Source organism: Paraburkholderia terricola, assembly GCF_900142195.1.
In the GTDB taxonomy this organism is placed as follows: Bacteria; Pseudomonadota; Gammaproteobacteria; order Burkholderiales; family Burkholderiaceae; genus Paraburkholderia; species Paraburkholderia terricola.
In genome coordinates this window covers 43,812-67,198 of record NZ_FRAB01000039.1, presented here as the reverse complement: position 1 = coordinate 67,198, position 23,387 = coordinate 43,812, and the positions used below count along the sequence as shown (strand labels likewise).

Annotated in this window: 28 protein-coding genes; 10 read left to right on the top strand and 18 right to left on the bottom strand. The window is 66.1% G+C overall.

Features of this window, described 5'->3' with window-relative positions:
* Nucleotides 1-144: 144 nt before the first annotated feature.
* The 3 genes from BUE39_RS26045 to BUE39_RS26035 all read right to left on the bottom strand — a co-directional run bounded on the left by BUE39_RS26045 (nt 145) and on the right by BUE39_RS26035 (nt 2,420).
* The gene (locus tag BUE39_RS26045) at nt 145-900 is read right to left on the bottom strand and encodes a TorF family putative porin (protein ID WP_084561492.1); all 756 of its coding nucleotides are present in this window, start codon (nt 898-900) and stop codon (nt 145-147) included.
* 279 nt (nt 901-1,179) lie between these two features.
* Entirely contained in the window at nt 1,180-1,821 is a 642-nt protein-coding gene (locus tag BUE39_RS26040; RefSeq protein ID WP_167363306.1) for an anti-sigma factor, read from the bottom strand.
* Nucleotides 1,822-1,823: 2 nt separating this feature from the next.
* Complete coding sequence (locus BUE39_RS26035; protein ID WP_073431594.1) at nt 1,824-2,420, bottom strand: RNA polymerase sigma factor; 597 nt, start codon at nt 2,418-2,420, stop codon at nt 1,824-1,826.
* 424 nt (nt 2,421-2,844) lie between these two features.
* Between BUE39_RS26035 and BUE39_RS26030 the strand changes: the two genes are divergently transcribed.
* Nucleotides 2,845-3,573: a response regulator transcription factor gene (locus BUE39_RS26030; RefSeq protein ID WP_084561491.1), complete on the top strand. Its 729-nt coding sequence runs from the start codon at nt 2,845-2,847 to the stop codon at nt 3,571-3,573.
* Here the strand turns inward: BUE39_RS26030 and BUE39_RS26025 are convergent.
* The 3 genes from BUE39_RS26025 to BUE39_RS26010 form a co-directional block, all read right to left on the bottom strand.
* A complete protein-coding gene (locus BUE39_RS26025) occupies nt 3,570-4,397 on the bottom strand; it encodes a class I SAM-dependent methyltransferase (RefSeq protein ID WP_073431584.1) in 828 nt (275 codons plus the stop codon). The genes BUE39_RS26030 and BUE39_RS26025 overlap by 4 nt on opposite strands.
* A 240-nt stretch (nt 4,398-4,637) precedes the next feature.
* A complete protein-coding gene (locus tag BUE39_RS33840; protein WP_084561490.1) occupies nt 4,638-5,999 on the bottom strand; it encodes an RNA polymerase sigma factor in 1,362 nt (453 codons plus the stop codon).
* 333 nt (nt 6,000-6,332) lie between these two features.
* The gene (locus tag BUE39_RS26010) at nt 6,333-6,827 is read right to left on the bottom strand and encodes a lytic transglycosylase domain-containing protein (RefSeq protein WP_073431592.1); all 495 of its coding nucleotides are present in this window, start codon (nt 6,825-6,827) and stop codon (nt 6,333-6,335) included.
* Nucleotides 6,828-7,135: 308 nt separating this feature from the next.
* Between BUE39_RS26010 and BUE39_RS26005 the strand changes: the two genes are divergently transcribed.
* The gene (locus BUE39_RS26005) at nt 7,136-7,453 is read left to right on the top strand and encodes a hypothetical protein (RefSeq protein WP_073431583.1); all 318 of its coding nucleotides are present in this window, start codon (nt 7,136-7,138) and stop codon (nt 7,451-7,453) included.
* A gap of 502 nt (nt 7,454-7,955) precedes the next feature.
* Nucleotides 7,956-8,798 (top strand): response regulator transcription factor, encoded by an 843-nt coding sequence (locus BUE39_RS26000; protein WP_159442598.1) that lies wholly within the window; start codon nt 7,956-7,958, stop codon nt 8,796-8,798.
* Between the two features lie 97 nt (nt 8,799-8,895).
* On the opposite strand, the gene BUE39_RS25995 is transcribed toward BUE39_RS26000, so the two are convergent.
* The 12 genes from BUE39_RS25995 to sctU form a co-directional block, all read right to left on the bottom strand.
* On the bottom strand, nt 8,896-9,120 hold the full coding sequence (locus tag BUE39_RS25995) for a hypothetical protein (protein WP_143031992.1): 225 nt from the start codon (nt 9,118-9,120) through the stop codon (nt 8,896-8,898).
* A gap of 23 nt (nt 9,121-9,143) precedes the next feature.
* Nucleotides 9,144-9,599, bottom strand: coding sequence for a CesT family type III secretion system chaperone (locus BUE39_RS25990; protein WP_073431580.1), 456 nt, complete (start codon nt 9,597-9,599; stop codon nt 9,144-9,146).
* A gap of 137 nt (nt 9,600-9,736) precedes the next feature.
* Entirely contained in the window at nt 9,737-9,889 is a 153-nt protein-coding gene (locus BUE39_RS35240) for a hypothetical protein (RefSeq protein WP_167363307.1), read from the bottom strand.
* A gap of 154 nt (nt 9,890-10,043) precedes the next feature.
* Nucleotides 10,044-10,274 (bottom strand): hypothetical protein, encoded by a 231-nt coding sequence (locus BUE39_RS25985; RefSeq protein ID WP_143031993.1) that lies wholly within the window; start codon nt 10,272-10,274, stop codon nt 10,044-10,046.
* Nucleotides 10,275-10,285: 11 nt separating this feature from the next.
* Nucleotides 10,286-11,296, bottom strand: a complete 1,011-nt coding sequence (hrpD5, locus tag BUE39_RS25980) for an HrpD5 family protein (protein WP_143031994.1) — start codon at nt 11,294-11,296, stop codon at nt 10,286-10,288.
* A 44-nt stretch (nt 11,297-11,340) separates the two neighbouring features.
* Nucleotides 11,341-12,213, bottom strand: coding sequence for a hypothetical protein (locus BUE39_RS25975; RefSeq protein ID WP_073431577.1), 873 nt, complete (start codon nt 12,211-12,213; stop codon nt 11,341-11,343).
* Nucleotides 12,210-12,470, bottom strand: coding sequence for a type III secretion system export apparatus subunit SctS (gene sctS / locus BUE39_RS25970; protein WP_073431576.1), 261 nt, complete (start codon nt 12,468-12,470; stop codon nt 12,210-12,212). Before sctS ends, BUE39_RS25975 begins: the two co-directional genes overlap by 4 nt.
* Before the next feature lie 4 nt (nt 12,471-12,474).
* Entirely contained in the window at nt 12,475-13,122 is a 648-nt protein-coding gene (sctR, locus tag BUE39_RS25965) for a type III secretion system export apparatus subunit SctR (RefSeq protein WP_073431575.1), read from the bottom strand.
* Nucleotides 13,106-14,182, bottom strand: a complete 1,077-nt coding sequence (gene sctQ, locus BUE39_RS25960) for a type III secretion system cytoplasmic ring protein SctQ (RefSeq protein ID WP_084561489.1) — start codon at nt 14,180-14,182, stop codon at nt 13,106-13,108. The genes sctR and sctQ overlap by 17 nt, the downstream gene beginning before the upstream one ends.
* A 13-nt stretch (nt 14,183-14,195) precedes the next feature.
* Complete coding sequence (gene sctP / locus BUE39_RS25955; RefSeq protein WP_073431573.1) at nt 14,196-15,017, bottom strand: type III secretion system protein SctP; 822 nt, start codon at nt 15,015-15,017, stop codon at nt 14,196-14,198.
* A 14-nt stretch (nt 15,018-15,031) separates the two neighbouring features.
* A complete protein-coding gene (locus tag BUE39_RS25950; RefSeq protein WP_084561493.1) occupies nt 15,032-16,957 on the bottom strand; it encodes an FHIPEP family type III secretion protein in 1,926 nt (641 codons plus the stop codon).
* A gap of 18 nt (nt 16,958-16,975) precedes the next feature.
* Nucleotides 16,976-18,043 (bottom strand): type III secretion system export apparatus subunit SctU, encoded by a 1,068-nt coding sequence (gene sctU / locus BUE39_RS25945; protein ID WP_073431591.1) that lies wholly within the window; start codon nt 18,041-18,043, stop codon nt 16,976-16,978.
* A gap of 308 nt (nt 18,044-18,351) precedes the next feature.
* Between sctU and BUE39_RS25940 the strand changes: the two genes are divergently transcribed.
* From BUE39_RS25940 to BUE39_RS25910, 7 genes are read left to right on the top strand one after another with little or no spacing between them, the layout of a single operon-like run.
* Nucleotides 18,352-18,819, top strand: coding sequence for an HrpB1 family type III secretion system apparatus protein (locus BUE39_RS25940; RefSeq protein WP_073431571.1), 468 nt, complete (start codon nt 18,352-18,354; stop codon nt 18,817-18,819).
* A gap of 16 nt (nt 18,820-18,835) precedes the next feature.
* The gene (locus BUE39_RS25935) at nt 18,836-19,267 is read left to right on the top strand and encodes a hypothetical protein (RefSeq protein ID WP_073431570.1); all 432 of its coding nucleotides are present in this window, start codon (nt 18,836-18,838) and stop codon (nt 19,265-19,267) included.
* Between the two features lie 29 nt (nt 19,268-19,296).
* Nucleotides 19,297-20,067 (top strand): type III secretion system inner membrane ring lipoprotein SctJ, encoded by a 771-nt coding sequence (gene sctJ, locus BUE39_RS25930; RefSeq protein ID WP_073431569.1) that lies wholly within the window; start codon nt 19,297-19,299, stop codon nt 20,065-20,067.
* The gene (locus BUE39_RS25925; RefSeq protein ID WP_073431568.1) at nt 20,064-20,774 is read left to right on the top strand and encodes a type III secretion protein HrpB4; all 711 of its coding nucleotides are present in this window, start codon (nt 20,064-20,066) and stop codon (nt 20,772-20,774) included. Before sctJ ends, BUE39_RS25925 begins: the two co-directional genes overlap by 4 nt.
* Nucleotides 20,759-21,580 carry a type III secretion system stator protein SctL gene (gene sctL / locus BUE39_RS25920; protein WP_073431567.1) on the top strand — a complete coding sequence of 274 codons (822 nt, stop codon included), beginning with the start codon at nt 20,759-20,761 and terminating at the stop codon, nt 21,578-21,580. Before BUE39_RS25925 ends, sctL begins: the two co-directional genes overlap by 16 nt.
* A complete protein-coding gene (gene sctN, locus BUE39_RS25915) occupies nt 21,577-22,899 on the top strand; it encodes a type III secretion system ATPase SctN (RefSeq protein WP_073431566.1) in 1,323 nt (440 codons plus the stop codon). Before sctL ends, sctN begins: the two co-directional genes overlap by 4 nt.
* Nucleotides 22,896-23,387, top strand: coding sequence for a hypothetical protein (locus BUE39_RS25910; protein WP_073431565.1), 492 nt, complete (start codon nt 22,896-22,898; stop codon nt 23,385-23,387). The genes sctN and BUE39_RS25910 overlap by 4 nt, the downstream gene beginning before the upstream one ends.

The following is a 23,387-nucleotide window of genomic DNA, read 5'->3' as shown; positions in this document are numbered from 1 at the left end:
CGTGCCGCGCTCGTCGCCGTTCGCTGCCGGGCTCGCGTCGTACGGCGGGTGCGGGGCGGAGCGGTCCTTGGGCGTCATGGCAACTCGATTCATGATGGAAATAGCCGTAGGTGCGCGTCGCCGTGTAAAAAGTTACGCCGCCGCTCAGAAATGCCAGATTGCATCGGCGATCCAGCGATTGGCTGCGCCCGGTCCGAGGTGCGCCTTGGCTTCGTTGTTGGTGGCGATATACGACACGTCGAATTGCCACGCGCGATACTGGTAAGTGAGTCCGACGTTGCCGTAGACGTAGCCGATGCCGAGCACCGAGTGCAGATCGTAGTAACCGATGCCGGCCGTCGCGGTCCAGCCGTGCACGAGCGGCAGGCGGCCGACCAGATCGTAGGCGACGGCGTGCGAACTCGGCGACGGCCCAAAGCCGGTGTTCGGCGAGAGCGCGACCGAGGCGAACACGGAGTCGCGCCAGCCCGCGGTCAGCACCAGTTCGTCGTAGTTGAAGCGCGTTGTGTGCGCCCCGCGGATGAACTGGTAATGCCCCAGCATGGCCTGGGCGCTCCAGTCGCCGGCCAGTCGCCAACCGTATCCGCCGTTGAGCACCGCTTCCACGCCCGTGCCCGACGAGCCGACGAACCGGAACGACCCCGCCGACGCGCCCGCGAAGAAGCCGTTGCCGGGATACCAGTTGGCGCCCGCGCTCACCGACGGCTGCCCGTCGCTGATGTCCATGCCGCGCGTGACCTTGTCGGTGGCGAGTCCCGCCTCGAACTGCCAATCGTCGCTCATGGCCGCGGCCGGCGCGGATAAAACGGCAAGCGTGACGAGTACCGCGCAGCATCGGATCAGGCCGGGCAAGCTGGCTACCCCGCGACAAGGCGGGGACAAAGGACGCCGCAACTCCATATTGATCGTTCACGTTCCGGTGGATCGGGGACGGTGACCGTAAAGTCAAGCCATCTGGATGACCCGGCGCGACGACGATGCGCCGCTACCGGGTCGTGCCAATCCTAACCGATAAAGGTGACCGGACAAATCTCGGGGAGCCGGCGAAAAAAATCGTCTCGAAGGCGGTGACGATGCGCGTTTGCCGATGCCGCTTCCTGAGCCCAAACCGTCGATGCCCGCGAATTCGCGGGACAGCGCCGCGCCCGCGAGTGCCGGGCGCTATCCCTGCGTGACTGCTCAGGCGCCGCCGACAGGCTCCGCGAAGCGGACCTGCGGTGCCGCCCGTAACGTCGACAACTGCGCGGCAACGTCCGCATGTCCGGCGCTCGGCGCAAGCGAATAGACGCCGTTTTCACCGGGGCCGCCGACGATCTGCAAATGCAGCGGTGCGAGCAGCGCCTGCAAGCGGCCCACCGGCATTGCCGGATCGGCGACGAGCCGGATCGTTGCGCGCGTCGCGGCGGCGGGCTCGGACAACGTGCGGTAGTTCGCCGGCGCGCCGGGGTCGTCATGCTGGATGCCGAGCATCGCGAGTCCGCCCGCTTCCAGCAGCGCGAGCACCGCGAGCCCGGCGGCCAGCGCCGCCATGCGGCTTCGCCGCGGCGCGGAAGCCGCGCCGCGCGCGGCCGGCGCTTCGGCCTCGTCGAAGCGCTCCCACAAACGCGCGAGACCGCGCTCGATATCGAGATCCCCGGCATGCTCGTGCGGCGTCATGGCCGCGTGCAGCCGGCGCTGCGCCGCCAGTTCATCGCGACACTGTTCGCAATCGCGCACGTGTGCGCCGACGAGGCGCTCGTCGGCCTCCGACGCGCGCCCGTTGACGATCCACGGCAGCAGTTCCCACGCGTGGAGATGAGTGAGTTCGCCTTTCCCTGACATGTTCATAGACCGTCCCCGGCAAGGCCGGCAAGCTCCGGCATGAGGTTGCGCAATTTGACCCGCGCGTGAAACATCCGCGCTTTCACCGTGCTGACCGGGCAGTCGGCGATCTCCGCGATCTCTTCGAGCGAGTGGCCCATCACGTAGGCCAGCTCCATCACGGCGCGCTGCTCGGGAGAGAGCCGGGTAAGACCCTTGGTCACCCAGTCGATGAGTTCGTGCACGACGAAAGGCTCGCTCGTCAGCCCCTCGTGATCGTGCGACGGCGGCGCCGACGGCAAGCCGCCCTGGCGCAGCGCCTTGAGCGTGACGCGATAAGCAATGCCCATGAGCCACGTGGAGACGCGCGCCTCGTTGCGAAATTCGCCCGCTTTCTGCCAGACGATCATGAAGGTGTCGTTGATGACTTCCTCGATCATGTCGTCGCGCCGCGTGAAGCGGCCGAGAAAGCGCGCAAGGCGGCGGTGATACTCGCGATAGAGCGCGGCCAGCGCGGCTTTGTCTCCGTCGGAGACGCGTTTGAGCAACGCGGCGTCGTCCGCGTCGACGGTGCGCGCGGCATAGGGGACGCTGCTCTTGGCGATCGGGTCAGGTGACATGAGGTCGTGCTCGTAATCCGCCGGAGTGAAATTGGAAAGATGTCCGTAAGTGACGTCGAGCGCGAGCAAAGTTGCGAACGAAACAAAAGATTTGCCGGGGCGCCGCGAGACGTGATGCGGATGCTGCAACCATGCCGGGGCGGTCGCCAGAATTCGAGTCAGGAAGCGCGGGTTCTCGTGTCAGCACATCCTGAACGTTCGGTAAGGGCGCGCCGACGCGTGCGCCGCGACGCACCGTGGCTGCGAGGGTTCAGCGATATGCGGCGGCCGTGCCGCGCGGCGGCGTGCCGGGCAACGGGGCGGATCGCCCGCGCCGGGGCGCATCCGGTTTCGCTTGGAGCGACACTTACCGGAACCGGGAGTGAGAACTTTGCATCTCGTCCGTATGAACGATTGATCGACATCAGGCCGACCAGGAGAAGACATGCGATTCGCCCTAGTGACCGAAGACCCCCTATTGACTCGCGATCTGGCCGGCTGTTTTGCCGCCGATTCGATCGCCGTCGAATCGTTTGACGGCGAACTGCCGCTCGTGCGTGCGATGCGCGCCACCGCCTACGACCTCGTGCTGATCGACGCGAAGAACGGTTCATTGCTGCTCGATTCGTTGCTGTCATGGCGCAATTGCAACGCGACCGCCTGCACGCCCGTGATCGTTCTCACGCCGTTCCCGAACTGGACGGCCATGCTGGGGTGGATCAACGCGGGCGCCACGGACGTGGCGTATCGCTTCGATCTGGAGCAGACGCGTCTGCGCGCGCATGTCGTGCTGCAGCGTGAAAATCATCGGGCGGGGGCGGACACCGTCACGCTGGGCGGCTACGTGTTGAGAAGAGACCTCGGCGTGCTGACCCTCGACGGCGTCGAGATACCGCTCACGCCGCGTGAATTCACGATGGCGTGGCTGTTCTTTTCGAATCCGGGCAAGTTCGTGACGCGCGCGCAGATCGCCGGCGGCGTGTGGGGTTCATGCGAGGATGTGGCCGCGCGCTCCATCGAGCAGCACATCTACAAGCTGCGCAAGAAGCTGCGTTTGTCGCCCGAATCGGGGCTGAATCTGAAGACCGTTTATGCGCTCGGCTACAAGCTGGACTGCGTTACGCCGGTTGGCGAATCGACCGACGCATTGGCGCGCGTGGCGCAACCCGCCTAGATCACCGCTTCGAGTTCCAATGCCTTTTCGCAATCCGGCGCTTCGCCGCCGTGGCGAAAAAATACCCACGAAGACGCGGGCATGCCAGTGGACGCTTCGAGCGCGGCGGCTTTCATTTTCAGTTGCTGCATATCGATGACCGGCGCGCGCTTGAAGCAGATGAGCACGTTATTGGTCTCGCACGGCAACAGCAGAACGGCGTCGAATAGCTCGGACAGCCATTGCAGGTTTTGCCGCGTCAACGCCGCGAGATTCGGGCCGAAGATGTTGATCGTCATCATGCCGTCCGCCGCGAGGCTTTCACAACAGGCCCGATAGAATGCGCGGCCTTGCCCCGCCGGCCCGTCGCGTTCGCTCAGATAAAGATCCACCTGCAAGATGTCGATCGATGCGCGACGCTCTTGCGCGCTGACATAGTCCATTGCGTCCGCCTCGATGATGCCGAGGCGCTCGCCCTCGGGCGGCATGCGGAACATCTCGCGGCATGCGTCGATTACCGCGGGATTGATCTCGACAGCCTCGATACGCGCGAGCGGAAAGCGCGCGTGGCAGAAGCGGGCCAACGCCCCGGCGCCCAATCCGAGTTGCGCGATGAGGCGCGGCTGCTCGTAAAAACGCTCGGCGAACAGCATCCACGACATCATTTTCTGCGGGTACTCCATCCAGAGAAACGCGGGATGGCGCAGCACCATGCAGCCGAACGTGGAGTCCCATTCATCGCCGTTGTGCATGTAGAGCAGCCCGTCTCTCTTCGAAAAGGTGAGCGGCGCGAAGCGTCCTTCTCGGGCGGCGTCAATCTCTTCCGGGTTCTCGTGTTTCAGCATGTCGTTCGCGATGGAAAGGTCAGGGGCGTATTGCGTGCTGACTCATCATAAGCGGCGCGATCGGCCGCGCTGACACGACGCCGAAACGACAAGGCTTGGGGCGAACGTTTTCCACGACGATTGCGCCGCCGCGAACAGGCAGGATGGAGAGGGTGCGGTATTCAGCCGCCGTCAGGCGGATCGAGATCGCTTTCGCTCGCGAGCACCGCCTTGCGGTTTCCAGGCGATGTCGCGCCGCGTTCAGCTACGTTTGGCCTGGCCAAGTATGTCGATCGTTTCCCGCAGTTTGGCGCGCGCGCGATGCATGCGCGCCTTGACCGTCGTCACCGGGCAAGCCGTGATCTGCGAAATCTCCTCGACGGAATGCCCGAGAACGTAAGCCAGCGCCATCACGAGGCGCTGTTCGGCCGGCAACAGATCGAGCGCCTTGGAGAGCAGGTCGGAAAGCTCATGGTCGTGCCAGTACTGAACCAGGGTATCGGCGTGATCGGCATCCAGCAGCTCGAACTCCGAACGGCGCTGATCGCGCAACGAACGCAGGGCGGAGCGATACGCGATGCCGATGATCCATGTGGACACGTTCGAATCGCCGCGGAACTCGCCCGCCTTTTGCCACACGATCATGAAGGTATCGTTGACGATTTCGTCGATCACCTCGTTCTTCCACGTGAGCCGGTTCAGAAAGCGGGCGAGCCGCCGATGGTAGAGCCGGTACAGACGCGAGAGGGCGGAGGCATCGCCGGCCGCTATGCGATCGAGCAGGGGCCGGTCATGATCGACCGACGACGGGAAGCCGTTGCTTTTCCACGCATTCGCGGACATGTGCCGCGTGACTTCGTCGATTTCCAGGCGCGCGGCTTCGTGGCCGCGCTGGTTGCCGATGTCGTGCATCGCGCCGACGATGCCGGTGATGCGCCCGCTGTCGTCATGAACCACGCCTTTATAGAAGCGCACGGTGCGCACGAGGCCGGCCGCATGGCGCACGCCGGCGGTATAAACCTGGGTGCCGCCTTCGGATGCGAGGTCGAGATCGGCCTTGTGATAGGTGAGCGCCAGATCCGAGGGCGCGATGTCATAGACGGACTTGCCGAGAATGCCGCCGCGATCCAGGCCCAGAAAGTTTTCGAATACGGGATTGCAGCCGGTGTAAATGCCGTTCGCGTCCTTGAAGAAGACGGGGGAGACCATCCCGTCCGCGTGACGCTGCAAGGCGGGAAAATCAACCGCGCCGTCGCGCGCGAAGGAGAGCAGCCGGGTTTGATCGAGCGCGCGCGCAATGATCGGTTCGGGGTCGAGCAGGTCGAGGTCGTCGGCGGCATCGTTGGCGCCCCGCGCGATCAGCGAGACGATGCGCTCCGCCGAGCGTTCGGGCAGCACCGGAATGAGGTAGTGCTCGTCGCCGTTCTCGATGCGCAATTTCTCGATCTCCGCGCCGGCCTCGACGCTGGCGCAATCGACGAACACCACCGCCGGCGACGGGTCCGCGATCAGATGGGGCGGCCGTAAAGCCCGCGCCCCATGACGCTGCATGACAGCCGGCATCGAACGGCCCGCGGAGCTGGACCAGAAAACGCGCGTGTCGTGGGCTGGGGTTGGCGCCATCAGCGTTCCTCATTGTTTTCCTCGTTGACTCTCGCACGCCGAACCGAAGAACGGCTGTGCGTCATGCGGGCAAGCGAGGCGCGGATTCAAGGGCTGGTCGCGTAATACGCTGCCGCGCGGCCTGCATGCTTGCGCCCGCGCTTGCCAGGGTATGAGGATACCGCCTTGATAGCCGGAAAATTATTGCAATCGTTTTGTAGGGAGGTGGAGCGTCGTTTTCTCGTTCCAGATATCGGGAAGTATATGACTTGTTGATGAATCGCGTCGCTAACTGCCGGCGCAAACCTCAAAAGGCGCGCTTAATCGCGCGGCGGCGCCGGCCGGTTCGGGACATCATTTTTGAGCGGCATGCTCGGGCTGCCGCAGTTGATGCCAGCCCCCGAGAATCGCGGCGATATGGCGCGCGTACAGGTCGCGCTCGGCGGGCGTCTCCGAATGGTAGGCCCCTATCGCGGCCCACGTGTTGCCGTATTTATCCATCTTGCCGCGCAGATGCCAGGCCGCGATGTAGACGTTCTTGCACGGCTGCATCAGCGCATCGCGATCGATGTGGTAGCGCGACAGCTCACGCAGGTGAATGGAGTTGATCTGCATGACGCCGTAGTCGAGCGAGCCGTTTGCATTCAGATGCGTCGCGTTGGGCCGGTTATGCGACTCCTGCCAGGCGATCGCGCGCAGCACCATCGGATTGACACGCTGATACGCCCCGGCGTCGTCGAAGCAGTCGGCCCATGCGGACTGCGCGGCGAGCGCGAGCGCAAGGTCGACGGCGACGGCGATCAGCGCGCGGCGCGCAAGCGGCGGACGATAACGGATGGCGTGGTGCATGACGGTCTCCTCGAATGCGTGCCGGTACGTACCGGTGAACGGCGCGATTGTGATCGCCTTCCGTATGGGCTTCGAAGCGGCGGCGCGAAAACATGAGGTCGCGTGCGAACCCTGTTGCGCGAGGCGCGCTTGCCGATGGTTGTCCCAGTATTTGCGCAGCCATGAAGGACGTTGGCGTGGGCGTTCATTCGCGCAAGGGTTCAGCTTTTCGCAAGGCAATGGCGGCGCGGTGCCGGGCGAATCGTTCAATACGGCTTCAGTCAGGCTTCAATACCGCTTCAAGTGACAGGCTCCATTGCGAGGGTTCTATGACGATCAACCGTCTTTCGCGTTTCTTCCACGGAACCCGTTCCAGCGCGGACACGCCCACGCTGCCGAGGGCAGGCGTCAGCCCGAGGCCGGTTGCCCGCAGCCTGACCGCGCCCGGCGCGCTGTTGCTGCCGCGACGTCCGGCGAGCGCCGCGGCGTCAGCAGGCAAGACCTCGATGCCGCCGCGTGCCGCGCATGTGCAAACGCGTGCGGCGGACGAGCCGGGCCGGCACAACATCGATTGGCTCACGCGACGTCATTTGCTGGCGGACAGCGGCGCATCCAGGACGGACTCGCTTGGCAATCCGGAACAGTAAGCATGCGTGTGCATCAACAGCGGAATCCACTATGGCGCAGCCGTCGTGATGGATTCGTGGTTCGCGTGGCGTAAGGCAACGGTCATCAACACTACAAGCGACTTTCAGTCGCCATAAAGGCCGTGATTTTTTTCGCATGACGCCGCGCCAGCCGGTTCATGACTGTATCGCGTGGAATGGCACGCAATTCACGAGAGTTGTCGGAAGATGCTTCGGCTCGCGAATCGAGTTCCGGCGCCTCGCGTGAAAATATCCGCGTCATGCGCATCCACCGCGTGCTCCCGATGCACTAACGGAGAGAGAGACCTCGCTCGATACGATCAATGCCGGTGGCGCAATGCAATGGGTCTTGCATCGCGCCGCTAAGGCCATTGACTAAAACCACGACGACCAGACGAGCGAGGGGATAAAAAGTTGTGCTTTGGGGAAACGCCGCCGTCTCCGCTGGAGGGGTGACGGCTGGAATCGAGAAGCGTGGATGCTTTTTTGGATGCGAACCGCCGTGAACAATAACCTGCTATTTGCCATTGCAACTGACGACCGGCTGCTTCGACGGACTGTTTCTGAAGCCTTTGCCGGAGACGGGGTCGTCATCGAGTCGTTCTCGAATGAACTCGATTTGCTGCGCGCAATGCGTGCGAACCGTTATGACCTGGTGCTGATCGACGCCAAGACCGAGCCGACGCCAACCAGCGCGTTGCTGTCGTGGCGCGACTGCAATGCCGATGTCTGCACGCCCGTGATCGTATTGACGAACCAGTCGAGCTGGTCGGGTCTGTTGCGTTGGATCGATGCGGGCGCGACCGACGTCGTGAATCGCTTCGACATGGAGCAGATCCGCTTTCGCGTCCACCTGGCGTTGCAGCGGCGTTTTTCCGATACCGTCACGCATCAGATCCAGATCGGCCGCTATGTGCTGCAGCGGGACCTCGGTCTCGCGACGATCGACGGCGTCGAGATTGCGCTGACAGCGCGCGAGTTCTCCATCGCCTGGATGTTCTTTTCGAACCCCGGAAAATTTCTTAGCCGCGCGCAGATCGCAGCCGGCGTGTGGGGTGCGACGGAGCAGATCGCCGCGCGCACGCTGGAGCAGCACATCTACAAGCTGCGCAAGAAGCTGCAGCTATCGCGCACCGCCGAGCTGAATCTGAAGACCGTGTATGCGCTCGGCTACAAGCTCGATGTCGCTCAGGCGGCGCAGTCCGGCTTCGACGCCGGCGCGCAGCCGGGGTTCGACAGGTTGCCGGCAAGCCTGGGGCAGGGCGGCACGCGGTGCGCTGGCGACGCAACGCTGCTCGAGCGCGCGTGCGATTCCTCCGCGCAGTTCGTCGTGACGGCGGCGTAGCGGCCGTCCGCTTGCGTCGCGCCTCGCCTGTCGGGGCGGTCGGCGCGGCGGGCCGCCGCGTCACGACGCATGACGCAAGCGGCCCGCGCTCACGCGCTCAGGCGGCGTCCTCGTCCTCCTCGCGGTCCTCCGCCCGGCGTTCCTGCTGGTCCTGGAAGATCTGCATCATCACCTGCGAGCCGAAGGCCTGGATCGCCGCATCCAGGTCGCTCTGACTGCCTCCCTGGTCGTCTTTCTTGTCCTTGCTCTTCGTGTCCTTGTCGTCCGTCTTGTGGGTCGACGGACTGCTGGTCGTGCTGTGATTGTGGCTGACTTGCGTCATTTCATTCTCCGTGAAAAAAGGGTTCATGCGCGGATCCACACGTAATCGCCACGCGCGAGATTCTCGAACATGTCGTCTCGCGCGACGAAGATGTTGTCCCGCCAGTAGCGGCCATGCTCGACATAGTGCTCGATCAGCTCCAGCATCCACTGCCCCGTGATTTCCTCGCTCAACGCCACGCGCGCGATCAGCACGATCGCGCCGGTATCCGCCTCCAGGCCGAGCTGCGCCTGGTCCTGCGCGTAGACGGCGAGATTCGCCTCCAGCAACAGGCGAAACACGCGCAACGTGCGCCCCGCCGTGACGATGCCGAACTGGAACGTCATGTACAGCGCGTCCGGATCTTCCTCGAAATGGTCGATCGCCGCGTCGAAGCCGTCGATCTCCAGCACACCGCGTTCGAGCGCGGCGTCCGGCGCGGGCATGTCGCGCAGTTCGCAAATCTCGCGGATCAGTTCATCACGTCTTTCGATACTCATCGCTATGGTCGAATCGCTTCACGAGCCTGTGTCCGGCGTGTAAGCCCACGCCGTGGAGCAAAAAAAAAAGCCGGTCAGGAACCGCGGACGGTTCCCAACCGGCGCACCATGCGCGGCCGGATGGCGCGCCGGAGCGCTTAGCCGACGATGTCCTTCGCGGCCTTCAGACCCATCGTCGCAATCTTCGCGAGCGTGTTGGCCTTGTTGATTTCGTTTTCTTCAGCCATTGCCTGATAGATCTCGGAAACGGAGCTGCCGGTTGCTGCTGCGCTGGAAACAGGTGCACTCATGATGAATATCCTCGAAAGAGACAGTTGGTACGGCATCTAAACATTCCGCCCCATGCGGAACGTCGGGGAAAAAGTGCGTGCCCGCTGGGCTGCGCACGACTGCTCGCGTGCAGCGCACCGCGTGTATCAGGTGCGCCGCGCTGCACGCGCACTGCTACATCGCGCTGCGGCACAACTGCGCCGCGGCGCGAAATCCGTCTACGACGACACGTCCGGCCTGGGCTTCCGTGCTGCCCGTATCGGTCGAGCGCGATGCCACGGTGTTGGCCACCGTATCGAGTGCGTCCGCCAGTTCGCGCACTTCCCCCTGACGATGGGGCTGCGCCACGGCTTGCGGCAGATCGGCAAGCACGTCGATCAGTTTGTCGGTCATCGCTTCGTACATGTTGGTCATCCTCAATGAAGGGTGGTGTTGCTGGGCAGTTCGGCCATGAAATTCTTGGTGCCGTCGCTCGATTCCACGTATTTCACGCTGTCCGCGGACAACACCGAATCGATGTCGCCGGCGACTCGCAGATCGTCGGTGCGCGTCACGTCCACGTCGATGCGCTCGACGAGCGGCGCCATGTCGCCGCGAAACCGCTCGACCACCTGGCTCACTTCGCCGGGATGGCGCGCGCTGCCGGTCACTTCCAGGCGGCCTGCGCCGGCGTAGCGCACGCGCACATTCGCTTCGTGCAGCGATTCCGCGAGCGACCCGGCGATCTCGTCACCGGAGCGCACGCTCCAGTTCAGGCGGTTGCCCGCGAGTGCCTGAAGCGCGGCGCGCGTTCGGCGGGCGTCGGCGGTGTTCGATGCGATGCCCGTCACGAGAAAGCCGTCCGCTTGCCGCGTCACCGTGATGTCCGGCTGATGCAGCTGCGCGAGCGCCTGTTGCACGTCGGCGAGCGTGGCGCGCGCTTGCGGCCGGTCGGCGGCGAGCGTCGTCTTGCCGGCCGGCAACACCACGGCGGCGGCGCCCATCGAACCGATCAGCAAGGCCGCGACGCCGGCATGCACCCACGGCGCGCGGCGCGCACGCATGACGATCGGTGTCGAGGGCGGGCCGGCCGGAAACACGCCGTCGCTGGCTTCACCGTCGTACTTGCGCCCTTCGTGATGCGCCGCCAGCATCGACTCCATCAGTTGCAGATCGGACGGCCAGCGCGCGTCGGCAGGGCCCGCGCACAACACGACTTCACCGAAGCGTCGCGGCATGAAGTCGTCCATCGACATGACGTCGGCGTCGTCCGGCACGCCGATCGTCACGTTGTCTTGCGCATCGATTGCCAACTGCATAGTGCATTCGCTCCAGTCGTTGATCAGGATGTCCGCATCGGGTTTGGCGCCGATCGACATCGTTGTTGTACTCAACTCTATTTGAGCGCCGGCATGGAAGCCGGTCAGTACGCGAATTTCTTTGGACATGAACGAAACCTCTTCGATTGTGATTGACGGGATGGCGCCCGCCGTCACCATCCGCGTCCGCGGCGGATCAGTGCAGCAAGCGCGGACATGCCCATCGCGCGGCCCGCGCGGGTGCGGCTGCGTCCGAGGTTGAGCAGCGCGATGGGCAACAGCAGATTCATCGATTCCTCCGCGGCGGAGAGCGGGCGTTGAGCGGCCCCACGCATGCCGTTGTGCGTTTCACGTCCTGCTCGCGTCGATGCGGACACAAGCTCGTCGCGTATCTGGGCGAGGGTGGCGCGCGAGGTGCGCTTGTCGTCCGGCATCTGCAGGAATTCGCGGACGATGGCGAGCACGGCATAGGTCGGGCTCGCACGCGCGGCATCCTTGCCCGCCGTGGCCGGTTCGTCGATGCGCGTCGCCGTTTGCACGCCGATGAGCGCGGCTCCGGTTCGATCGGTATGCAAGCGTGCCGGTCCATGAATGGCCGCGCGCCAGTGCTTGAGCAAGGCCGTTTCGTCACGCGCCGTGCGCGGCGCAAAGCGCATCGGCAGCGCGCGCGCAGGTAGATCGCGCGTGTCGTCGGAACGTGCCCGTTTCTCGTTTGGCCCCGCGCTCGCGGCATGCTCGTCCTGATCGAACGCATGCTGATTGCCGCCCGACTCGCGCGCCTCGACCCGGGTCAGGCCGGTTTCGCTTCGTTTCAGATGCTGGTCCAGCATCATCAAGAGTTCTTCGCTCTCGGCGGCCGGGTCGTTCGCATCGGGGCTTTCGGCGCTGCGTCGCTTTCTCAGCGACTGACGCTTGGCGCGCGACAGCCCATGCCCATGATGGTGAGGCGCGGGGACCTGCACCGCCTGCTGCTGGGCGGCGGCATCGGCATCCGCGGAAAGATCGGCGGGCGGCGTATAGCCGCCGCCTATGCGTGAAATGCTCATGTGAACATCACCTGCACGAGGTTGCGCGCGAAGTTCTGGATCGCGGCCGCGCCCCACGGCGCGGCGATCACGATGACGACCGTGACCACCACCAGTTTCACGCTTTGCGAAATGCTCGAATCCTGCAATGACGTGACCGCTTGCAGGAACGCGATGAGCAGGCCGGTCACGGCCGCCACCGCCACCGGCGGCAACGACACGAGCAGGCACAGGGTGAGCGCCTGGGTGGTGAAATGAGTGATCGCGTCGTATTCCACGGCGTTACCTGTAGGTGGAGATGAGACCGTGAATCAGCGTCGACCAGCCATCCATCGAAACGAACAGCAGCAGCTTGAATGGAATCGCCACGTTGGTCGGATTGACCTGCGACAGCCCGAGCGCCATCAGCACGTTCGCGATGACGAGGTCGATCACGATGAAGGCGAGATACAGCAGAAAGCCCATCTTGAAGGCCGCGGTCAGCTCGCTCAGCGTAAAGGCGGGCGCGAGCACGATGAGGTCGTCCTGCTTGAGTTCGGCGGCGCGCTCGGGCGGCCAGATTTCGCGCGCCGAGCGCAGGAAGAAGGCCTTCTCGCGCTCCGACGCATGACGTTTCAGAAACACGCGAAACGGCTCGCGCGCGGCGTCGAGAAGCGGCATCACCTGCATGCCGGAACCGGCGTCGTTGGAGAGCTGCGCGCGGTGCATGGCTTCCATGCCGACCGGCGCCATGATGAAGCACGACACCATGATGGCGACGCCGTTCAGCACGGAAGTGGGCGGCACCTGCTGCAAGCCCAGCGCGTTGCGCAGCAGCCCGAGCACGACCACGATCTTCGTGTAGGACGTGACCACCATCGCGGCGAATGGCAGGACGGCCAGCGCGAGCGCCGCGACGAGCAGCGAGGCGATTTCAGGTGTGCCGTTCATCGGAGTTCGCAATGTGCTGGATGAGGAGGCCGAGGTTGTCCCCGACCGCGACGAGTTCGCCGAGCGCGAGCGTCTGCCCATGCGCGACGAGACGGATCTCCGCATCGGCGAGTTTGAGCGGCAACGTCAGGATGTAGCCGGGCCGCAGCGCGGCGATTTGCCCGAGCGGCAGATTGACGGTCACCACCTCGATATGCACGGGCAGTTCCATATCGTTCAGATCGACGGTGCGCTCCGCGGCGGCGGTCTCGCCGGTGGACCCGGCAGTGCTCTCAAGGGAAAGATCGGGATCGTGGCTCATCGTCTCAGGGAACGTTTCAAGGATCAGGTGGTGGCCGTCGATGCGGGCCTGCGCGCAGGCGACGCGGCCATCCGCCGCGCCCCATAGCGCACTCGCATGTTCGAGCGGTGCGCCTTGTGCATGGCCGCTCGCACGCGGCCAGCCGAGCAGCACGTCGCCCACGCGCAGCGAAGCGAGCAGCGCCGTCGTGCAACGGCGGCTGCGCAAGCGGATGCGGGTCGGCACGGCGATGGCGGCAAGCGCGTCGGGCAGCGCGGTCGAAGCCGTGCGCGTGCCGGTTATGCGGCGCTCCAGCGCGGCCGCGAGCGGCGCGGGGGCTTCCAGCAGCGCCGCCGTGTGGGCGGCGGTGTCCGCGTGACCGAATTCGAAGTGGAGCGCGCTCGCGGTGTCGTGGTTGCCGGGCTGTTCGGCATCGAGCGAAATGTCCAGCACCGAGGGTTGCGCGACGCCGTGACCGGCAAGCGTGTCGAGCGGCGCGGCGAGCCACAGATTGCCGAGCGCCGCGCGGCGGTCCTGGTCCGGCTCCGAGGCAATCGCTTCGAGCGCGGCATGACCGCTCACGTCGACACGCACGCACAGTTCGCCATGCGCGCTGCCGATACGCAAACGCGCCGTGCGGGACGACGAGGATTGCGCCGCTGCCGGCTTCACGCCAAACCGGCTGCGCGCATCGAACAGCGCGCGCGACACGCCGGCGAGCGCCGGTGTATAGCAGCGCAACCGGTCGCCGATGCTGGTGCAGCCTTGAGGCATTGACATGATCTCGAACCCTTCAGATGACCGTGACTTCCACCGCGATACGACCGCCGAGACGCGTTTCGAGGCGGGTCTTAAGCTCGTTGCTGTTGTCACAGATTAGCTGCCGCGCCCGCGCGTCCCGGCTATCGAAACGAAGTGATAAACCCCAGCCCGAAAGACTCAAACGCAGCTCCGTGCGCGGCAAAATGGAGGGGTCGAGTTCGACCGCGACGTCCCACTGGCCCGTGCGTTCGACGGCGGGACTCGTGCAAAATCCGGCGACACGTTCCGCGAGATGCTCGGCGAGAAGATCGCCTTCGATCGCCTGCGTACAGCGGCGGATCATCTGCGTGTCGAATGAAGGTTCGGCGGCCACGTGCCGCGCGTCTTGCGTGGCTTGCGCGGTCTGCCGGCCGGATGCGCTCGTCGCGCCGCGCAAGCCGGTCTTGCGCGCCACGCCTTGTGCGTCCGACGCGGACGTGCGGCGTTGCTCGCGGATCGCGAGCAATGCGCCGTTCAGCGCATGCAGGGGCGGAAGCGGAGGCACGGCAGGCAGCAGGGACAGGGGAGCATCGGCGGCGTCGATGGGCTCGGCCGCTTCACGATCTTGCGTGTCGTCGCTGGAACCGTCGTCGTCAGGCGTGGAATCGTCCGGTGCTTCCTGGTCGGGCATGTCATCGCGTTCGCCTTCGCCGACGCGCAGCCGCGCGGTCTCGAAGAGCGCTCCGAAGCGTTGCGCGTCGGCGTCGGCCTCGGCGGTTTTGCCGCTTGCTGCGCTAGTTGCGCTCGTGGCCGACGCACGCGGCGGAGCCGGCGGCGTGATGCGCACTTCGCGCGTGGAGCGAATTCGTGTCATCGCGTCGCTCCCGATCAGAAGGCCACGCGCCCGACCGGCCGCAGATCGACGTCATCCCCCAGTTCCTGGAACGAATACACCTGCAGCCACTTCATCCGTTGCTCGATCATGCGGCGGAAGTAACGGCGAATATCCATCGACGTGACGATCGCGAGGTTGGGCGGCGGCTGCATGCCGACCAGTTCCTCCAGCGTCTCGAGCAACTGTTCGACCTGTTGCGGTTCGAGCGTGAGAAAGTTGCCGGCCGGCGTCTGCTTGATCGATTGACGGATGGTCTGCTCGACCTCCACGTCCAGCACGATCGCCGGCAACTGCCCGGTGCCGCCCGTCGCCCGATGCGCGATGAAGCGGCCCAGATCGCCGCGCACGTATTCGGTGAGCAGCAGCAGGTCTTTTTCCTTGGCGCCCCAGTTCACCAGGCTTTCGAGAATCGCGCGCAAGTTGCGGATCGGCACGTGCTCCTCCAGCAGCCGCTTGAGCACTTCGGCGATGCGCAGCACCGGCACCACCTTCTGCACCTCGGCGACGAGCCCCGGATATTCGGTGCCGACGCGTTCGAGAATCCACTGTGTCTCCTGCAAGCCGAGAAACAGATGCGCGTGTTCGCGCACCGCGTTGCCCACCGCATCGGCGAGCGCCTGTTCGCGGCCGCTGCGGGCGGGCGCGAGTTCGACCGGCGCTTGCGGCACGTCGTGCAGCAGGATCTGATAGGAAGCGTCCGGCACCGCCGCCGCGGTCCAGACGGCGGTGCGCGGAAACGGCAGCCCCAATTCGTCGACGAGCGCGCGGCGCGCGGCGTCGAACGCGCGGTTGAGTTCGGCCGTGTCGAGCTTCGCCGCGAGCTGCGGCGCGAGGCGCACCGAGAGCGGCGCGGCGAACGAAGGCGGATGCTCGCCGATGGTCGGCGGCTGTCCCTTGTAGCCGTCGGTACGCAACGACGACAGTTCCGGCCCGGCGTGCGGCTGCTTGTCCTTCAACTGCTTGCGCAGCACGTGGCCGGCGCCGAACAGCGCGACCGCGAGCACGACGAACAGCGCGGACGGAAAGCCCGGCACCAGCGCGAAGCCGCCCAGCAGAGCGGCGGCGCTATACAGCGCGCGCGAACTGGTGGAAAGCTGGCGCACGATCTCGGTGCCGAGCGAACTGGGCTTGCTGTGTTCGTCGGCGACGCGCGTGATGAGAATGCCCGCCGCCACCGAAATCAGCAGCGAGGGAATCTGCGAGACCATCGCGTCGCCGATCGACAGCACGGAGAAGCGGTTCGCCGCTTCGCCCGCGGTCATGCCGTGATAGCTCACGCCGATCACGATGCCCGCGAGAATGTTGACGAGCGTGATGACGAGGCCCGCGATCGCGTCGCCCTTGACGAACTTCATCGCGCCGTCCATGCCGCCGTGCAACTGGCTTTCGATCGCCAGCATGCCGCGGCGCTTTTGCGCGTCCTCGGCGGTCATGTTGCCGGCGCGCACGTCGGCGTCGATGCTCATCTGCTTGCCCGGCATCGCGTCGAGCGTGAAGCGCGCGCCGACTTCGGCCACCCGCTCCGAGCCCTTCGCGATCACGATGAACTGCACTGTCGCGATGATCAGGAACACCACCAGGCCGACCACGAGATTGCCGCCCACCACCAGCTCGCCGAAGCTCTCGATGATGTGCCCGGCTTCCGCATGCAGCAGGATCGACTTGGTCGACGCGATGTTCAGCGACAGCCGGAACAGCGTGGTGAACAGCAGCAGCGACGGAAACGAATACAGCGAAGTCGCGTACGGTATGTACATCGTCACCATCAGCAGCACCACGCTGATCGTGATGTTGAGCCCGAGCAGCGCGTCGATCAGAAACGGCGGCAGCGGCAGGATCATCAGCGAAATCACGGCGACGATCAGCGACGCGATCGCCACCTCGCCGCCGAACTCATTGAGGCGGAGCGTCTTCAACATGGCCTTCTCCATCGGATGTCAGGGGGTTGCCTCGGTGCCGTCGCGCCGTCCGCCGATGCTTTCCACCCAGGCGAGCACCGAGGCGACCGCATCGAACAGCGGTTCGGGAATCGCGTCTTCGAGCGCCACGCGGTAGAGCGCCCGCGCAAGCGGCGGATTGCCGACGATCGGTATGCCGCGCCGCGCCGCTTCCTCGCGGATCACGCGCGCTTCCGCGTCCACGCCCTTGGCGATCACGCGCGGCAAGCCGGATTCGGCGGGCACGTAGCGCAGCGCGACCGCGTAGTGCGTGGGGTTCACCACCACCACGCTCGCGTTCTTGACCGGCTGCTGCTGATCGGACGAAGCGAACTCGCGCGCGAGCTTGCGGCGCTGACCCTTGATATGCGGATCGCCTTCGGAATTCTTGTTCTCGCGTTTCACTTCGTCCTTGCTCATCCGGTGGTCGCGGATGAACAGCCAATGCTGCACGCCGTAGTCCGCCGCGCCGATCACGAGATAGAGCGCGCCCGAGATGCCGAGCACGCGGCACAGCGTGCCCCAGGCAATGCTGTCGATGCTGCCGATCGGCTCATACACCACGCCGACCATCAGCGGCACCAGCAGCACGAGGGTTTTCCAAAGCACCGCCGTGATCACCACCGCCTTGATGACGGTCTTGGCGAGATCGATCAGCGAGCGCACCGAGAAGATGCGCTTCAGACCGGACGCGGGATTGATCGCGTCGAACTTGGGTTCGAGCGGCTTGAGCGAAATCTGCAAACCGACTTGCGCGGCGATCGCGGCGATGCCGACGAGGGCCGCGCCCAGTGCGATCGGAAAGACCAGCAGCAGCGCGTGCAGGCCGGCTTCGGCGAGCAGGTCGTGCAACGGCGCATCGGGCGTCTGCAAGTGCGCCACGTCGAGGCCGTTGCGCATCACGATGCGCAGTTGTTCCGCCATGCGCGGGCCGCCGACGCCGAAGCCAACGGCTGCGGCGAGCAGGATCGCCGCGAACGGCAGGTCCGTGCTCTTCACGGTCTCGCCGTCCTGGCGCGCGTCGCCCAGCTTTTTGTCGGTGGGCTGTTCGGTCTTCTCGTCGGACATCGCGAAGCCTTCGTGCGGTGGATTGCGGTGAATTGCAACGAATTGCAGTGGATTGCGGCGGATTGTCATCGGCCGGCGCCGCCGTGATCCGCGCGCGCGGCGAAGCGATGGGTCCGGCGCCGAACCCGCCTCCGGGCCGCTTGCCGGCGAAGCGTCCTGTTCGTTCGGCGCGCTCGCGGTTCGGCGTCCCGCGCGGCCGCGGCAAGCACGCCGCGTTACGGTTCGCTCACCGCCGGCCACAGCGTTGTCGTCCGCCATCTCGGCAGACACGCGGAACTACGGCGTTCTGATCACCAAAGGAGTGCTCCATGTCCCTGACGAAATGCAGTAACCGGCTTGTGTCGGCATTGATCGAGGCGCTGATGTTCGGCGCGAAGCACGGCCATATCGAACAGTCGGAGCGGCTGCTTGCCGCGCTGCACGTGCTGCGTCCCGACTTCGTCGAATTGCATGCTTACGACGCGTGGCTGATGATCCGCCGGCGCGATTTCGCCGAGGCCGTGCGCCTGCTGCGTCCGCTCGAGCAGCGCACGCTGCGCGGCTCGTTCGGTCCTTACGTCGCCGCGCTGCTCGCGGTGTCGCTATGCGGTCTCGACGATCCCGCATGGCGCGTCTATGCCAACGAGGTGGCGACCCGCAACGAGGACCCGGATTCCGTCGAGCTCGTGATGACCTTGATGGGCAAGCAGGGCTCGGCCGCGAAGCCCGCGGCCGAAGTGCAAATCGACCGCGGCGAGCTTCAGAAGTTGATGCAGCACCGCCATCTGCGCGCCTAGTGCGAGGAGTACCGCGATGAACGCAACGATCCCACCCATTCCGCCGCTCGACGCCGCCTCCGCGGTGCGGCCCGACGAACCGGTCGGCCGCGCGGGAGCCGGCGGCGCGTCGGGTCCTGGCGCGCTGCCCGAGCCCGCCTCGGAACTCGTCGACCTGTTTCGCAGCAAGCTCGATGCGGCGCGTCTGTCCCCGCCGAGCGCCTCGCACACGCATGGTCCGTCCGCGTTGTCGGAAGTCGTGACGCAGGAGGACCACGCGGTGGCGAGCCTGCGCGGCGAGGTCGACCGTTTCGCCGGCGAAGCGCCGATGATGACCGTGCAGGAAGCGGCGGCTCAGTCGATCAAGGTGCAGCTTCAGGTGTCGGAGATGGTCGGCAAGCTCTACGTCGGCGAGGCGGTCGCTCAGGGCACCAAGGGCTCCGTGCAGACGCTGATGAAGAACCAGTAGTTGGCGTGCGAACGACAGGACGGACTCAAATGGCTTCCTATTCAAAACTGGCGCGCACGGTCGTGCTGCTGTGCTGCGTGATCGCGTTGATGACCGGCTGCAGCAAGCAACTGTTCGCGCAACTGTCGGAGAGCGACGCGAATGACATGCTGGCCGTGCTGCTCGACGCGCGGGTCGACGTCTCGAAGCAAAGCGACGACGGCGGCAAGACCTGGAGCGTGGCGGTCGAAAGCGGTCAGTTCGCCCGCGCGATGGACGTGCTGCGCGCGCATGGCTTGCCGCATCAGCGCTTCCAGAATCTGGGAGACATGTTCAAGAAGGACGGACTGATCTCCACGCCGACCGAGGAACGCGTGCGCTTTATCTACGGCGTGTCGCAGCAACTCTCCGAGGTGCTGTCGCGAATCGACGGGGTGGCGTATGCGAACGTGCAGATCGTGCTGCCGAATAACGATCCCCTCGCCGCGACGGTCAAGCCGTCGTCGGCTGCGGTGTTCATCAAGTATCTGCCGGGCACCGATGTGTCGACGCTCACGCCGAATCTGAAGAACCTCGTCGTGCATGCGGTCGAGGGGCTCACCTACGACAACGTCAGCGTGACGATGGTGCCGGGTTCGGCGGCGCCCGAGCCGCCGCCGCCGGTTGCGCCCGGTGTGCCGCAGGAGTGGTTGTGGGCCGGCGGAATCGCCGGGGCTGCCGCGCTGGCCGCCGCGCTGGCGTATCTCGCCCGCCGCTTCGGCGCGGCGCTGAAGGGCATGGGCACGCGCTTGCGCGGGCGCACCGGCGGGGCGGCGACGTGAGCGTGAGCGGCGCGCAGGCAGCGGCGGCCGCCATCGAGACCGGCGCTGACGTACCGGACCCGCGACGCCAGCTTCGGTGGCTGCATTCCTACGAAGCGCGTGTTGCCGACGCGGCGGCCCGCTTCGGCGAGCGGCAATGCCGGCGTTGGGGCGTGCCGTTCACCGGCCGCGCGCGCCGCGACGCCTACGCGGCGCGCGGCCTATGGCTCGGCTCGCCGCTGCCGCTCAGCGCCTACGCGCCGCGCGCGAACCGGCTTGCGTTGCTCGACGCGGCGTCGCTGCGTCCGGTGCTGGCGGCGCGCGCGATCTATCCGTCGCGCGGCACGCTGCGCCGGATCGTGTCGGGCGCGCGGCGGCGCGCGCTCGCCGATGCGTTAGGGGAGCATGCGCTGGCCGCGCTCACGCAGTTGGGCGTGAACGCGTCGACGGCCAGCGCGCCGCTTCCCGCCGATCTGTCCGTCGATGCGCTGGTCGGCGCCGGGCGCGCGCTGTTCGAACGCGACGAAGCCTGGCCGCTTGCGCCGGCGCGTCGATTGATCGGCTTGACGTTGGACGCCGACGCCCACGATGAGGCCGATTCCACCGCTTGCGCTCGTCCAGGCGAAGCGGCGACGTCCGATGCCGGGCTCGCGGCGGAGGACGAATCCGAGGAATTTCTATATGCGGCCTGCATGCTGTTTCCGGAGCTGACATGGTTATTTGGCTAAGAGCCCAGCAGGGCGGCATCGGCATCGAGCGCGATGTCGTGCGAGCAGCGGACCTGGCGCAGTTGATCGAACTGGATCGCGCGTCAGGCCACTTCGAACGGCGTGCCGACGAACTGCTCGCAAGCGCGCGGCGCGAGGCCGAAACGATACAGCGGGCGGCCGAGGAAGAGGCTGAGCGGGTATTGCGCGCCGCGCAAACGAAATACGACAACGCCGCGCGCCTGGGTTACGAGGCTGGACGCCGTCGCGCGATCCGCGAAGCGCATGAAGCGATGCTGCACGGCGCGGCGTCCGAGCGCGACCTGCTGGTGGCGTTGCGCGAGCGCATTGCCGACATCGTCATGCGCACCGTCACGCGGGTGCTGGGCGAAGCCGAGCGCGACGCGTTGTTCGCGCAGATCGCGGTGGGATTGTCGCGCAGCCTCGAGGGCACATCGTTCCTCACCGTGCGCGTCGCCGAATGCGATCTCGACGAGGCGACGCGCGCGTTTCGGCGCGTGTGCGACGAGCATCGCTGGCCGGTGAATCCCGAGGTGGTGAGCGACGCCGAGGCGGAGCCCGGCAGTTGCGTGTGCGAATGGGACCACGGTCTGATCGAAGCCGGACTGCCGATGCAGTTGCGCGCGATCGCGAGCGCGATTCGACGCGTGACGCGCACCGACACGGAGCCGCAAACTGCCGCCGCCGTGAACATCGCCGCCGACGAACTGCTCGACGATGCGCCGCATTTCGACGATCGGCAAATCGACGACCCGCAGTTCGATGTCCCGCATTTCGCCGACCAGCCCGCCGGAGCGCCGCAATGAACGAAGTCACCGCTTTCATCGACGCGTTGACCCAGGAGCTCGCCGTCTCCGACGGTACGACGCGTCACGGCAAGGTGGTCGAAGCCGTCGGCACCTTGCTGAAGGTCGGCGGGCTCGACGCGACGCTCGGCGAGCAATGCGAGCTGCGCGACGCGCGCGGCGTGCTGCTGCAACGCGCCGAAGTGGTCGGCTTCACGCGTCAGTTCGCGCTGCTCGCGCCGTTCGGCAGCGTCGCCGGCCTGTCGCGCACCACGCGCGTCACCGGGCTCGGGCGTCCGCTGTCGGTGCCGGTCGGCGAGATGCTGCTCGGACGCGTGGTGGACGGCCTGGGCGAACCGATCGACGGCCTTGGGCCGTTGCACTGCGACGCACCGCGCCCGGTGATGGCCGCCGCGCCCGATCCGCTGAAGCGGCGCATGGTCGATACGCCGCTGCATACCGGCGTGCGGGTCATCGACGGGCTCATGACGGTGGGCGAGGGCCAGCGCGTCGGCATCTTCGCGCCCGCGGGCGTCGGCAAGAGCACGCTGCTCGGCATGCTCGCGCGCGGCGCGGCCTGCGACGTCAACGTGATCGTGCTGATCGGCGAGCGCGGCCGCGAGGTGCGCGAGTTCATCGAACTGATTCTGGGCGAAGCGGGCATGGCTCGCAGCGTGGTGGTGTGCGCGACGTCCGATCGTTCCTCGATCGAACGCGCCAAGGCGGCTTATGTGGGCACCGCGATCGCCGAGTACTTTCGCGATTGCGGCTTGCGCGTGCTGCTGATGATGGACTCGCTGACGCGCTTCGCGCGCGCGCAGCGGGAGATCGGCCTGTCGGCCGGCGAGCCGCCGACCCGCCGCGGTTTTCCGCCGTCGATTTTCGCGGAACTGCCGCGCTTGCTGGAACGCGCCGGCATGGGCGAGGAGGGGTCGATTACCGCGTTCTACACGGTGCTCGCCGAGGACGAGGAAGGCAACGATCCGATCAGCGAGGAAGTGCGCGGCATTCTCGACGGACACCTGGTGCTGTCGCGCGCGATCGCGGCGCGCAACCGTTATCCGGCCATCGACGTATTGCACAGCCTGAGCCGCGTGATGACGCTGGTCGCAAGCCCCGGGCATTGCAGCGGCGCGGGGCACGTGCGCAAGCTGCTCGCCCGCTATGACGAGGTCGAATTGCTGCTGCAGATGGGCGAATATCAGCAGGGCGCCGACCCGCTCTCCGACGAAGCGATCGCGCAGCATGAGACCATCGAATCGTTCCTCGGCCAGAGCACCGAGGAACTGACCGAAGGCGAGGACAGCCACGCGTTCATCTCCGGCTTCGCGCAGTCATGAGGGCGCTCGTGATTCGCAAGTGGCGCACCATCGTCGCCGCCAAGGTCCGGCGTTGCGAGCGCATCGAGGCCGATCTCGCGCGCGAACGCGCGGCGCTCGCCGAGCGCGAGGCGCAGTTCGACGAAGCCGCGCAGGCGCATGTCGAAGCGCGGCAAAAACGCGCGGAGCACGAGGCGCGCATCGTGGCCCTGCTCGACGGCGAGGCGCGCGTCGCCACCTCCGACTATCTGTGTCACGACGCCTGGCGCGCGCCGCTGAAAGAGGCGCTGGAAGCCGCGCGCGCGGCGGAGCACAAGCGCCGCACGGCGCTGGATCGTCAGCGGCAGAAGGTGGCCGAGGTGCAAGCCGCGCTCGCGCGCGCGCAAGCCGCGGTGGACGAATGCCGCCGCAAGCTCGATACCCTGGTGCGGGCCGCCGCCACGGCCGCCGAACTCGCCGCCGACGAGGATGCCGCGGAAAACCTGCTGGCGCGCCGTTACGCGAGGTAG